A 13403-nucleotide genomic window follows, 5' to 3' on the forward strand; every position below is an offset into this window, starting at 1 on the left:
GGACCATTATAAGTATACGTTCATAGGATGTCATGTTGAAAATCACCTTTATCTATACTCAGCAAAAATGGTATACCGAAAAATACGGAAGCTGAGCTGTAATGGATATGCATGTAGTAGGAGTGCATAGTCTGATTACTATTATAAGCTATTTTATAATACCTTTATAGTAATAATTGCTAATCTTATCAATTTTTAAGAGATAGAGCTAGTGTCAAAAAGGATTTTGAAAGTGGATTAGAGAAATGGTAATGGGTGGTAGAGGAGGAGAAGGGAATGTTTCCAGTTTTAGAAACGGCAAGACTTAGGTTAAGAGAGCTAACTTTAGAGGATGTACCAGCCATTTTCCGCTGCTTTTCGAATGAGGCTGTAACACGCTATTATGGGCAGGAACCCTTTGTCGATACACAGCAGGCTAAACAGGCTATTAAGCAGTTTGCTAAAAACTTTGAACAAAAAAGAGGGATTCGTTGGGGCATTGAACGCAAAGATTCGAATGAAGTCATTGGTACGATTGGCTTCCATTTATGGTCGGCTGCGCATCATCGAGCAGAAATTGGCTATGAAATTCATCCCGATTACTGGCGACAAGGTTATATAAAAGAAGCCGTGCAAAAAGTGATAGCCTATGGCTTTCAGGACATGAACCTGAATCGCATTGGAGCTGTTGTCTTTTTAGAAAATGAAGCTTCCAGTCAACTATTGATGAAGCTAGGGTTCCAACAAGAAGGCATCCTAAGAGACTATATGTATCAAAATGGGCAAGCCTATGATACATTCATTTATTCTTTATTAAAAAAGGAAGAATAATGCCACTTTTTTATTTTAAAAGAATAATATTTAGTGAAAAAAGGATGATAAATAATGATTTAGGCTGGGTTTCGATGCTGTTTTTTTCGGCTATAGTACTAATATGAACAACAATTCATTTGTTCGTGTAAAAAGTATCTGACGAGGGGCTGGGTGTTATGGAGCAATATAGCACAGCTTATTTTCAAAAGCTAGATTTACTAGCAAGCTTATACGCAGGGCATGCCGCTTTAAAGGATTCAATATCAACAGAGAAAGTCAACCAAATGGAGCGCTATCAACAAATCGAAGCGGCAATTGCCAAGCTAAATAATGAAATAAGACTGATTGAACGGACTATTTTAAAGTCCTCAAGAAATCGTTAATAGCAGCTCAACCCATGCGTGTACATGCATGGGTTTTTATCTGTAGAGGGGAGAAAACATTGCAACATGCATCGATGAATAGAAGATCTTATTGTTGTATAGTTAGAGATCATTTCTAAGATAGACAGAAAATTCATGGAAGGAAGCATTAACAACCCATATTCCTTTTCAACATGTGGCACAGGTGGTTGATATCTGCTGTGGAGGCGGCATCTATACCAAGTCACTTATCAATACGAGGGTATCCTCTGTAACAGGAGGAGATTTTTCACAAGCCATGATAGAGGGGCAAAAGAAAATTGCCGAGCTTATCCACAATTTGTCCAAGGGGATACTTTAGCAGCAGGCCCTGCAGAAAATACTTATGTTGTTGTGCTTAAACGGGTATTGATACATTATCTAAAAGATCTCAACGCATTCTTTCAAGTGGCTTATCGTCTCATTCAAAAGGAAGTGGTGCGTCGACATAGCAGTCAGGTAGTAATAGAAAGCTTAAAAGAAGTGGGTTTTCATGAAATTAAGGAAATCACACTCTGGGAACAAGACAGGTTCATACCAATAAGGAGCATTTGTAAGGAAGAACGAGACATAGTCTTTTGCATGAATTAAATGACGTATAATTATAGGCCCTTCTTGAGGATATAAAGAAGGCCATTACCATAGAAGGCTCTATCTTTGAAAAGGATCGCTGGACAATTTGGATTGCTAGAAAAAAGAAATAAGATCCATTTACTACTATAAATAGTAAAGAAATGTAGAAATTTAAGAGAAAGGAGAATAATGATAGTACGCTTAAGATGTAAAAGTCTACTTATAAGAAAAAATGTGGAAAATAGACGAAAAATATATATAATTTTTAACAGATAGTATAGTAAATGGAAATGCTGTGAATTGTAATCGCTATTATTATAACTATAGGGGGTGAGGATGATGTAACCACTATTCTTCTAGTTGTTGTATTAATTTCCTTAGTCAGTGACAAACCTAAATTAAAGGAGAGGGCAAAATTATGTCAAAATTTAAACATGTATTAATGGTAAGTGCTTTATCACTAGGTTTTTTAGGAGCAATGAATGGAGAAGCGTTAGCAAAGGATCCACAAACATTTACAAATTTCACAGTTACATATTCTGGGGCTGAGAAGTTTGCTCCTTACTCAGTAAGACATTCTGATACTGACGCAATTGTTAATCTAGCAAACGACTCGGGTACTGCATGGATTACTGCGACAATGAAAAATTCTAATGATGTTTATCGAGGAGGAACGACTCTTCAACGAGGCGAAAGAAAAACGTTTGCAGCTGTAAACGCAGCAGTTAACCATCAGTACAAGTTAGGACTTCGAAAAACAAACGACACTGGTGGCGGTTCAGTGACAATTAGTGGTTCATGGGCGGCAAGTAACTAAGCCAGATTTAAATATCGTCCAACTAGAGATAACCTAGTTGGACGATATTTTATCTATTTATGTAATGGAGACAGGAGGTTGTTTTATGCCTAGTTTAAAAGTTAAAAGCAGATACATATTACTGAATGTCCTTTTTCTTGTTGGAGGACTAGCCTTATCGTGGGGCTTTGCCAGTCATTTTTTTGAGATTCTAACAATGGACTATAATGCGGAAGATTTAGTTGGTACAAAAGAAGAAATTAGACGTAATTTTATTTCCCAAATTTCAACGTGGGAAATATTTGTAGACTCTTCTATGTTTTATTTGATTAATTTTATTCCTGCCTTATTTATTTTAACGACTTTAGGTTTGTTTTCGGAGAAAAGGAGCTTATATGTTTTTGGAAGGAATCGCTATAAATCTTTAAAAAAGGCGATTTACAAAGATGTAATTCAATATGTGTTACTCTCAACAAGCATCGTTGTAGGCTCATTTCTTATTTTTTATTCAATTGGAGCCATATTTGTCTATCGAAGTATTGAGAATATAGGTGGTTTTGCATCAATGCTTCCTAAAGACTTTTATAGTAATCATCCCTATTTATTTTTTATTTTCATGACTTGCACCATATACTTGGCACTAGCATTTGTATTTAGCTTATTATCTTGTGCTTTAATACTATTAACAGATCGTGAATATAAAGTTATTTTATTAGTAGTAGTTATTTATTTTGTATATGGGAGAATTGGAAGTTATACAGGAAGTGTATGGTTTGATATTTTTGCAAGTTTCACGGCATTTAATACTTTATACACAACAGTGGAAGTTTTTCTGCCACTGATTCTATTATTCATTATTTCTTTATGTTTACTTGTAGTTGGTGTCAATAAAACTGTACGCAATATGGAATATTAGGAAGTGAGTTAGATGGAGGCAAAGGGAAAGCTAATCAAATATGGCGTGATTATTCTTTCTGCACTTACATTGGGGTATATCAATTTTAAACAAGGGTTTCAAAAGATCATTATCTACATGGATGACTATGATGTAATTTTACCGAAAGAGGCGGTATTTGATAGAATTTTTATCAATATCAATTTCTCAATGTACGAATATATGGAAGGGAATAGCCCGTTTCACTATATAGGACCATTTATGTTTTATTTATTGGCTATATTTTGGGGGGCATATCACTTTTTATTGTTAAAAAAAGGATATTATCAATTCGTTTTCCTTCGAGCCCATACAAAAAAAGAAGCATTTAGATTTATTAAAGGATCGTATATAAAAAATAGTATCGTATTTATTTTTGTTTACTATGTTTCAATTTTCGGTTTTATTTATACAATAAATAGCTTGGAATTTCTAGATGTGCAAACACTCCTGTTAAAAATGATCTTTTTAGCCCTAACGAGTGTTCTATTAGTGATTGGCCTAACACAATTAATGTTTTGTATTTATTTAAAATTTAATGAGGTTATCGCATTATTTGTAATGTTTATAGGTATTCTTTGTCTATTTGCAATAAATCTAAATATCAATGGACTAAGTCTTGTTTTTATAGGAGAAGATCCTTTCTTTAAAAGTGGTATTACTTTAGGGGTGCTTATCATTGTTGTTTCAAAAATTATGCTAAGGAACGCAAAATATGAAATAGGGTAGGGAGTCAGCGTCATGATTGAAATAAAAAAAGTTTCTAAAAGTATAAAAGAACAAGCGATTTTAAAGAATATTACCATTACAGTTAAAGATGGTAATTGTATAGGTTTGGTTGGTCATAATGGTTCGGGCAAAACAATGCTGTTAAAGGCAGTTAGTGGTTTTACAAAAATTGATTCAGGAGAAATTTGGGTTGACGGTAAACAAATTGTTTTTGGTAAAGAATATATCAAAAATACAGGTATTATCCTTGAACAACCTCCGTTTATTACATATTTAACAGGCTTAGAAAATTTATTAATTTTAGCAAATATCCAAAAAAAGATTACGAAAGAGGACGTCATACAAACATTAAAAAAAGTCGGATTAAGCGAAGCTCAAAATAAAAAGGTACGAAATTATTCATTAGGCATGAAACAACGATTAAGAATTGCACAAGCCATTATGGAAAATCCACAAATTCTGATTTTAGATGAACCGTTTAACGGGTTGGATAAGGAATCGGTAAAAGAAATTCAAGAGCTTTTGATTGAATATAAAAATAAAGGAACCACAATTTTATTAACAAGTCACGATGAACGTCATATTGATTACCTATGTGATCAAGTATACGAATTAGAACGAGGTGAACTAGTTGAATAAATTAAAGTATTGTCTGGTAGTTGGAACATTGTTATTAACCGCATGTGCACCGTATGGGGTGAAGGGAAATCCTCATAATACGTCAACAACTGAACAGACTTCTGATGATCAGACAGATGAATCACTTGCCAATCTGAAGACTTTCCCCATGACAATAGGGGAATTTGAACGTCATGTACAAAAATATGATGTTTCTAAGTTTCTGAGCGAAACAGAGACGGGTTATGAAACTGGTAAACAAATTATGATAATTGAATATAAAAACAATCACAGTAAAGAGAATGATAAATTAGGAAACATTAATATTTTGATTAACCAACCTGGAAAAAAACTAAGTGAGATAGAGGACGATGTACTGCGTTTATTTGAAGTACTATTTACATCGCTGAATGTTTCATATGAACCAGAACAGTTAATCACGAATATAAAAGCAAATCAAATCAAACTTTTAAGTTCCGAAGAAATTGAATTGGAGTTAACAAATTATGTTGATGATATCCAAGTAATTATTGAACCCAAGTAAATAAGCAGCTGTAGGGCAAAAAATTTATAAGCTGACCTAAGTGAAGCTTAAAAGTAATATTCAAAGTGGGTGAATGAATCACTAAGTACAATTATGCTATCGACAATTTAGAGTTAGATTAATATGGGGTGATTGATTGCAGTTCTTTGCCTATGAAGAAAAGCTGTTAAATAAATTTATAACAGATTCGATGGATTCGAAAGAGCAAGTAAAGTTGAAATTCGGATTTTATATCGTAGCAGATATTATTAAAAAAGGCTTAGTTGTTTATATTTTAGCGGCTTTACTAGGAGTATTTTTGAAAGTGTTAATTGTCCATTTTAGTTTTTTATTCCTCCGACAGGTGACTTACGGATGGCACAGTCGTACAAATAAAGGGTGCATTTTGGGAAGTGTGTTTGTATTTGTAATTTTCCCTTACTTTTTAAATCTTGTTGATTTGTCAGCAACTATGGTTTATGGAAGTAGCTTAATTGTCATTGCTTCAATTTATTTAATAGGACCTCTTGGAACACTGATAAATCCAATTCAAGATGAAAAAAAAAACTTTTACAAAATAAGCTTCTAATACGATTATTTTTATTATTGATTCTCATGGTTGTCATTCCTCTAGGAGTGTTTCAGTACATTCTTATTGGTATAACTATTCAATTGACAACATTACTTATTCAAACTTTAAAAAATGGAGGTGTTACGTATGGCTAAATTTTTTATCAGAACTTTACGTAGTTTATTTTTATATTTAGGAGCTTTAGGAGCCTCTCAGATGTGTTTTGGTTATCTTCATGAAGTATCAGTACCAGAAGATTTAAAAGAAGATAGAATATTATGAAAATTGATCTAACCCCTTTTATACTTTATTATGTATAAAAGGGGGATTTTTCAAAATGTTGCACGAATGGACCATCAACCTTATTAATTTACCTATACAGTATGCTTTATTAATGGCCTCTTTTTATTACTTAGTAAATGAACGGCCATCATGGAAAAGAGTTTTATTCAGTTCACTAGTTATCTTTCTTCCATCAGTATTTCTATATCAAATGATATTTTGGAGCGGAATACTTTATCTACTAGTTGGAATGACTATCTTCTTTTTATGGGGGAATCCAAAAACAAAATGTCTGTTTTATTGGGGGATTGTTATTATTGTCGCTATAATTTCTGATCATTTGGCTACAATTATTATTTTCAATCTGTCATTTAAGGATGAATTATTTCAATTTTTTTTAAGAACAGTTGTATTTATCTGTATACATATTTTCATCATTTACCTATTGTCCTTACTAATTAAAAAGATATACTTCAAATTGCCGAAAAAAGAAATTTGGCTGATTAATGTGGCTATAGTATGTACTATTGGTGTTTTTTATTTTAATATTTTTCGTGTATTTAAGTATTCGAAAATTGAAGTATTAAGGTTTAATACAATTTTGTTAACAGTATATTTTATATTATTAATAGTCTTAATTGGGATTATCATTAGTATTTATCTAAAAAAATATGAGTTAACGGTTAAGGAAAAGGAACTTTCAAACTTTAGCGTTTATATTCAATCTTTAGAGCAAGTGAATAAAGATATGCAAAAGTTTCGACACGATTATTTAAACATTTTACTTAGTTTGAAAGGCTATATAGCGGATAAAGATTGGGAAGGTTTAGAAACCTACTTTGAACAGGGAATTTTAAAGTTTGAACAAAAAACATTGGAGAGTAATAAAATTCTAGCCCATTTAAACAATATCCAAAACCTTGCATTAAAAGGTTTAATTTTCAATAAGGTAAGTAGTGCTATTGAACAAAATTTGAAAGTATCACTAGAGGTTCCCAATCCGTTAAAGTTAGAGGAAGATTTGATTGATTTAACTCGAATTTTAGGTATTCTACTGGATAATGCAATCGAGAATTGTGTAGAAGATCGTCAAGAATTTATTCAACTGGCTGTAATAGAACAAAAGGATTCTACGCTTTTTGTTATTCGAAATAAAATGAATAAGAAAGTTATTGATATAAATAAACTTTTTTGGGAGGGGTATACCACTAAAGAGCAAGGTCATGGCTTAGGATTGAGTACCGTGAAAAAAATAGTAGATTCCTCGTCAGATATGTTACTAAATATAAGCGTAGAGGATAATTGGTTTAATGTAGAGTTGTTGATCTTGCGTCAGCAGAAGACTTCCTCCTTTAAAGGGAGGAGATGAATACTTGTTTTGCTTTTTCAGTGGGTCTTCAAGCCAAACACTAGCTGAAATAGGAGTACCGTTAAAAAGCGCATAATTTGAGGTAATGATGGGTGTTACCCACATCATCTCATTAAACCATCATTATTAGCTCTATAAAATGTGCGTAGCTACCTTACTAACCTACGTAATGGATAAAAGGAGAGAAATTATGAAAGTGGCAATCTGCGAAGATAATGTAGTATTTGCAAAGCAAGTAGAATCCTATATTAATAATTATACGTTTATTGAGGAAAACGGTATTAAAGTAGTATTAAATACGGCATCTCCAGAAGAGTTAGCAAAGTTTATTCAAAAAGAACAGGTGGATTGTTTCTTTTTAGATATTGATTTCGGTACAGCTATAAACGGACTAGAATTAGCGAAGATCATTCGGGCAGCTCTACCTTTAGCAAGTATAATTTTCATTACTACACATAATGAAATGCTGCACTTAACATTTAAGTACCAAGTAGAAGCCCTTGATTTTATTATAAAAGACGAGGAAGAAGACTTACAGCATAGTATTATCAGCGCTCTAAATTCTGCTTTTACAAAATATCGAAATATAGGTGAACGACTTGACACCCACTATTTTCAAATTAAGGTAGGTGAATATGTAAAAAATATAAATTTAGATGATATTTTATATTTTAAAGCTGCAGATGTCCCTCATAAATTGACTTTATCGACAAAGCAAGGGTTTTATGAGTTCTACGCAAAATTGAATGAGATAGAAGAGAAGGAGGGTTTTGATGAAATATTTTTTCGCTGCCATCGTAGCTACTTGATTCAATTGAATAATGTCCTCGAAATAAATTGGAAGTCAAAGATGATTATTATGCTAAATGGCGACAAGTGTCCTATTTCATTCCGAAAAGTTAAACTTTTAAAGGAAAAATTAACAGCATTTAAGTCATGATAAATCTTTCTCAAAGAGCCGTTTCTCATTTCTAGTCAAAACGTAAGGCGGAACATGCATTTTCTTTATTAACCATTTGGATAATTATAAAAAATATCTATGAGACCGTCTGTATCTGTATGTTTCGTCACCGCCCTTCGTTACACAAAAAACCCTCATAGACTAGCTATAAGGGCATATATCCTTTATTCTTGAACAAGCGTCAGTAAAAATTGATCGCGTTCTGCTTCCTCTTGCATTTTACTATCAATAAGCATTGCACCAGATTGGACACTTGTGATGGCATTGTCTACAAGAAATTGCACATTGACCTTGGCTATTTCATTGTCAACGGGGCAATCCCCCTTGAACTCTACGACGTCCTGTCCCTTTTGTGTTTCAAAATAAACCCAATATGGATTTTCACAGGCAGCGGCAAAGGCACTTTCTAATGTTTTTGTACTATTTTCATACGTATAGTTTTGTACATATGTAATATATTCATTGTTTGTAATATCCTTTTGTGGGCCATAAAAGTACCAAAATACCCCTAAAATACCGATAGGCACAATCCATAATATATTCCTTTTACTTAATTTCCCCATGCTTTGCTTCCCCCTTTATGTGAATATTTTAACATCTTCTTTTGCATTTTTGCTAGCTTACGATAATATTTTCTATAGAAGGCCGTGATTCTGTTCATAACGTGAGCTTTGAATTCAAGTGGCAGTTATGATAACGTTAGTTGATAGATTTGTTTCGAAGTCGCCATTTTGTTTGGTGAAGGAGGTTTTTGCATGCATAAAAGAAGACGTGGTTTGCTCCTAGTTCTCGTGCTGATATTACTGGGTTTGTTCTTTTTTCTCGGCACAAAAATGCGGCCGGCCACACAAACGACAAGAAATTCTGAGCCATCCCCAGTCCAAGAGGAAGTATCTGAACAAGAGGGGGTGTCAGAAAATGTGGAGGTCATCCTACAGGACATAGCCAGTTTAGCACTAGAAGGAAGAGTCCCTTATGTGCCGTTTGCAGCAGGTGAGGCGGATCAACAAGTGGTTCATCAGCAATGGGGGGAGCCTCAGCAAGTAACGGAGTCAGTGAATGGACGATATGAAGCTTATCAGGATGTGACGATTGGCTTTCAAGGTTCACATGCTTTTGATATTCGTTCATTTAAAGAGGATATCAAGAAAATTCATTTAGCCGATATTAAAAATAAGTTAGGTGAACCCGATGAGGTTCGTTATTATCAGGATACAACGACCAATCAAATCATTCTTGTCTACCAAGTGAATGCCGACTATCAATTAAAATGGATTTTACCAAAACCGACTGACAGTGATCCTAATCCTGTCGTTCATCATATTTCGGTCTATACTGAATTAAAGCAACAAGCAGCTGATACGGTCAAGCAGATGACATTGGACGAAAAAATTGGTCAAATGATGTTTGCAGGTGTGTCAGGTACGACGCTTCAGCAGGACACAACAAGCCTCATTCAAGATGACAAAGTGGGTGGTTTGATTCTTTATGGTAATAATCTTGAAACCCCTCAGCAAACAGTCACATTGATGAATGACTTAATGGCTGCCAATACCAATAATCAGGTGCCCCTTTTCATAGGAACCGACCAAGAAGGTGGGAAGGTGGTTAGATTACCAGGGCCTTTAAAAAACTTCCCAACGAATAAAAGCATTGGGGATATCAATCAATCCCAATTGTCATTTAAAGTAGGTCAATTGCTAGGGGAACAATTAAAGGCATTTGGCTTTAACCTTGATTTTGCCCCTGTACTAGACGTCAATAGCAATCCGAATAATCCGATTATAGGAGATCGCTCGTTTTCGAATCATCCCGATATTGTCAGCAAATTAGGCATTCAGACAATGAAAGGGCTAGAGTCCAAGCAAGTAATTCCAGTAATCAAGCATTTCCCTGGGCACGGTGATACTTCCGTGGATTCCCATTTAGAATTGCCAAAGGTGACGAAAAGTTTGGCCGATTTAAAGCAACTGGAGCTTGTCCCCTTTAAAGATGCCATTGATAACGGTGCCGATGTGGTCATGGTTGCTCATATTTTATTACCAAAGATTGACCCACAATACCCTTCATCGATGTCGAAGGAAATTATCACAGGTATGTTAAGGGAGCAGCTAGGCTTCGATGGGGTTGTCATGACAGACGATATGACGATGAAAGCTATCACGAATCATTTTGCTATCGGTCAAGCGGCTGTAGATTCAATCAAGGCTGGCAGTGATATTATATTAATCGCCCATGAGTACACGAATGTCGCATCAGCCATAAAAGCTGTGAAGGCAGCCGTCCATGATGGAGACATAACAGAGGAGCGCATTAATGAGAGTGTCCGTCGAATCATGCAGCTAAAACAAAAGTATCAGCTTGTCAATCAACCCGTGACAGCAGTTGATATCAACAAGCTCAATACAGACATCGAAAACGTATTCAATATGTATAAATAAAGATGGAGAGGGACATACAGCAAGTAATGTATGTTCCTTTTTGTGAATGATGGATAAGGGTGAGAACGTGGATAAGGAATTCAAATTAGCTAGTCGATTATTAACGCTGTTAGATGCTGAACAAAGATGGTTTACTTTAGCGGAGGTTGAAAAAAGTTTACATGTTTCAGATAAAACCATCCGTAAGCTAGTAGAAGAAATCAATAGGCAATTGCCAGCAGCGATGACTATTGAAGTGTCTAGAGGAAAGGGAATCTTTCTACAACGCGATGGGCGAAGTACAACAGTTAGTGAAGTGGTTTCAAGCATGCTTAGACAAACAATCTTCTATCGACTAATGCATTTATTGTTTACAAATGGGCATCAATTCACCATGGAGGAGCTTGCAGAAGCTATGTTTATGAGTACCTCATCTTTGAAGAAATTGATTATGCAATTAAATAATCACGATTTGAAGCCATATAAGCTACGAATTACATACTCGACGCCAGCCGTAAAGGGAAATGAATTGAATATCCGTTATTTTTACTGGAAGTTATATGGTGATGCTTATGAGTTTACAGGATGGCCATTTACGAATAGTGACTGTGATTTTATCAATCAATCCATTACGAATATAGAGAATGAGAAGAACATTGTTTATTTTATCAATTCCAAACGGAAATTATCGTTTTTAATAGCGATTGTACTTGAAAGAGTGAGAAAAGGGAACTATGTCAAAATTGCTGAGGGTGATTATCTTTGGGAAAGTGGGATTTTCTATTTGCCAGTAAAAGAATTTGCGCTGGCACTGGAAGAAAGATTCTCTATAGAATTACCAAAAAATGAATTGTTTTTCATGCAATCCCTATTTAGCCTAAGCCAATATCATTATTATGAAGGGTCTGACATGACGCCGAAGAAAGAAATTGAATTGTACAAGAATAAAGAAGTCGATCAAATGGCGCAGCAGTTATTAACAATATTGGCTAAGGCTTACCCCAATCTAGATAGGCAAGAGCGTTTTATCTTGGAAGTATATGAGTTTCTTGACAAGCTTTTAATCGATAACGCCATTCCTGAATGGTTGACGATTGCAAAAAGTAATTTAACAAACTATGTTCAAATCGAGTGTCAGCAAATTTATCAAGATATGCAGAACTGCATGCAAAAGTGGCAAAAAACATACCCTTCTGTCCTGTATAATGACTTTCATTTAACCAAACTCACCTTACTTGTTCGTTCAGGACTACGCTATAAAAGTAAACGAGCCTTCTTGGTCATTGGTGAGGAGTTTTCTATCCGTCATTATATAGCTAATTTGATAAAAAACGAAATTGGAGACCAGCTCATTATTAATACTTCCATTATGAAGGGGCTAACCGACGAAATGGTGGAGCAGCATCACATTGATTTTGTCATAAGTAATTTTCCTGTTGCCTTAACGACAGTGCCCGTTGTTATTATTTCAACGATTCCTTCAAAAAGGGATTTAGATAATATTCGCCAAGAATTGCTTCAGTAATTTGGTCAATTATTTCCTGTACACTACGTAACAATCTGGTCTAGTTTGTTATGATAAAAAAATCTTATACTCATAGTAGTTTCTGAACCGATTTCTTTTAAGAGAAATTGGTTTGGAAACAGCTATGGGTTTTTTTGATGGCAAATGAAAACGTTTACCTTATGGAATTTGAGATAAATAGTTGGAGGGATAAAGATGAGTAGGCATTTAGGTGCAAAAAAGGGAGAAATAGCAGAGCGTGTGCTGCTTCCTGGAGATCCTCTGCGTGCAAGATTTGTAGCAGAGCATTTTCTAGAGAAGGCTTATTGCTATAACGAAGTAAGAGGGATGTATGGTTACACAGGAATGTACAAAGGTGTGCCGATTTCAGTTCAAGGTACTGGGATGGGCAATCCATCGATGAGTATATATGGTACGGAATTGGTCAACGATTATGGCGTTAAGAAACTGGTTCGTATCGGAACATGTGGTGCGATGCAAAAGGATATTAATATCCGTGATATTATATTAGCCCAAGCAGTGTCCTCAGATAGCAATTTGACGGAGAAAATATTCTACGGTAATAATTACGCACCAACAGCAGATTTTTCTTTATTAATGAAGGCGTATCAACAAGCACAAGACAAAAAAGTAAATGTCTTTGTTGGCAATATTTATAATTCTGATGAATTCTATCGTGAAACACTAGACACGCTTCATAAGTTTATGGAATTCGGTGTGTTAGGTGTAGAAATGGAAAGTACATCCCTCTATACTTTAGCTGCTAAATACGGGGTAAAAGCATTATCTATTTTGACGGTAGGTAGTCAATTATTAACAAATGAAAGCTTATCTCACGAGGAAAGTGAAAAGTCCTTTTATGAAATGGTGGACATTGCACTTCAGACAATCATCGATGAGTAATGCAAT

15 protein-coding genes are annotated in these 13403 nt (G+C 34.6%); 14 read left to right on the forward strand and 1 reads right to left on the reverse strand.

The window, feature by feature from the left end; all coding sequences use genetic code 11:
- The first annotated feature begins 276 nt into the window (after positions 1 to 276).
- From MHI22_RS02360 to MHI22_RS02410, 11 genes are all read left to right on the forward strand, one after another.
- On the forward strand, positions 277 to 810 hold the full coding sequence (locus MHI22_RS02360) for a GNAT family N-acetyltransferase (RefSeq protein ID WP_340810935.1): 534 nt from the start codon (positions 277 to 279) through the stop codon (positions 808 to 810).
- A gap of 158 nt (positions 811 to 968) precedes the next feature.
- On the forward strand, positions 969 to 1175 hold the full coding sequence (locus MHI22_RS02365; protein WP_271913097.1) for a hypothetical protein: 207 nt from the start codon (positions 969 to 971) through the stop codon (positions 1173 to 1175).
- A gap of 1009 nt (positions 1176 to 2184) precedes the next feature.
- Entirely contained in the window at positions 2185 to 2583 is a 399-nt protein-coding gene (locus MHI22_RS02370) for a hypothetical protein (protein WP_036127472.1), read from the forward strand.
- Between the two features lie 85 nt (positions 2584 to 2668).
- Complete coding sequence (locus MHI22_RS02375; protein ID WP_036127469.1) at positions 2669 to 3478, forward strand: hypothetical protein; 810 nt, start codon at positions 2669 to 2671, stop codon at positions 3476 to 3478.
- A gap of 12 nt (positions 3479 to 3490) precedes the next feature.
- The gene (locus MHI22_RS02380) at positions 3491 to 4225 is read left to right on the forward strand and encodes a hypothetical protein (RefSeq protein ID WP_036127466.1); all 735 of its coding nucleotides are present in this window, start codon (positions 3491 to 3493) and stop codon (positions 4223 to 4225) included.
- Positions 4226 to 4237: 12 nt separating this feature from the next.
- Positions 4238 to 4864 carry an ABC transporter ATP-binding protein gene (locus MHI22_RS02385; RefSeq protein ID WP_340810936.1) on the forward strand — a complete coding sequence of 209 codons (627 nt, stop codon included), beginning with the start codon at positions 4238 to 4240 and terminating at the stop codon, positions 4862 to 4864.
- Positions 4857 to 5387, forward strand: a complete 531-nt coding sequence (locus MHI22_RS02390; RefSeq protein ID WP_036127458.1) for a hypothetical protein — start codon at positions 4857 to 4859, stop codon at positions 5385 to 5387. Before MHI22_RS02385 ends, MHI22_RS02390 begins: the two co-directional genes overlap by 8 nt.
- A gap of 136 nt (positions 5388 to 5523) precedes the next feature.
- Complete coding sequence (locus MHI22_RS02395) at positions 5524 to 5955, forward strand: accessory gene regulator B family protein (protein WP_036127456.1); 432 nt, start codon at positions 5524 to 5526, stop codon at positions 5953 to 5955.
- A 129-nt stretch (positions 5956 to 6084) separates the two neighbouring features.
- The gene (locus MHI22_RS02400; protein ID WP_196243770.1) at positions 6085 to 6219 is read left to right on the forward strand and encodes a cyclic lactone autoinducer peptide; all 135 of its coding nucleotides are present in this window, start codon (positions 6085 to 6087) and stop codon (positions 6217 to 6219) included.
- Between the two features lie 55 nt (positions 6220 to 6274).
- Positions 6275 to 7588 (forward strand): sensor histidine kinase, encoded by a 1314-nt coding sequence (locus MHI22_RS02405; RefSeq protein ID WP_036127453.1) that lies wholly within the window; start codon positions 6275 to 6277, stop codon positions 7586 to 7588.
- A 190-nt stretch (positions 7589 to 7778) separates the two neighbouring features.
- On the forward strand, positions 7779 to 8528 hold the full coding sequence (locus MHI22_RS02410) for a LytR/AlgR family response regulator transcription factor (RefSeq protein WP_036127449.1): 750 nt from the start codon (positions 7779 to 7781) through the stop codon (positions 8526 to 8528).
- A gap of 185 nt (positions 8529 to 8713) precedes the next feature.
- Here MHI22_RS02410 and MHI22_RS02415 read toward each other — a convergent pair whose 3' ends face one another.
- Positions 8714 to 9112: a hypothetical protein gene (locus tag MHI22_RS02415; protein WP_058844985.1), complete on the reverse strand. Its 399-nt coding sequence runs from the start codon at positions 9110 to 9112 to the stop codon at positions 8714 to 8716.
- A gap of 192 nt (positions 9113 to 9304) precedes the next feature.
- Between MHI22_RS02415 and nagZ the strand changes: the two genes are divergently transcribed.
- From nagZ to deoD, 3 genes are all read left to right on the forward strand, one after another.
- Positions 9305 to 10990, forward strand: coding sequence for a beta-N-acetylhexosaminidase (gene nagZ, locus MHI22_RS02420; protein ID WP_036127443.1), 1686 nt, complete (start codon positions 9305 to 9307; stop codon positions 10988 to 10990).
- A 46-nt stretch (positions 10991 to 11036) separates the two neighbouring features.
- Positions 11037 to 12494 (forward strand): helix-turn-helix domain-containing protein, encoded by a 1458-nt coding sequence (locus MHI22_RS02425; protein WP_340810939.1) that lies wholly within the window; start codon positions 11037 to 11039, stop codon positions 12492 to 12494.
- A 195-nt stretch (positions 12495 to 12689) separates the two neighbouring features.
- Positions 12690 to 13397 (forward strand): purine-nucleoside phosphorylase, encoded by a 708-nt coding sequence (deoD, locus tag MHI22_RS02430; protein WP_340810940.1) that lies wholly within the window; start codon positions 12690 to 12692, stop codon positions 13395 to 13397.
- Positions 13398 to 13403 lie beyond the last annotated feature (6 nt).

Source organism: Lysinibacillus sp. FSL L8-0312, from assembly GCF_038003285.1.
Taxonomy (GTDB): domain Bacteria; phylum Bacillota; class Bacilli; order Bacillales_A; family Planococcaceae; genus Lysinibacillus; species Lysinibacillus fusiformis_D.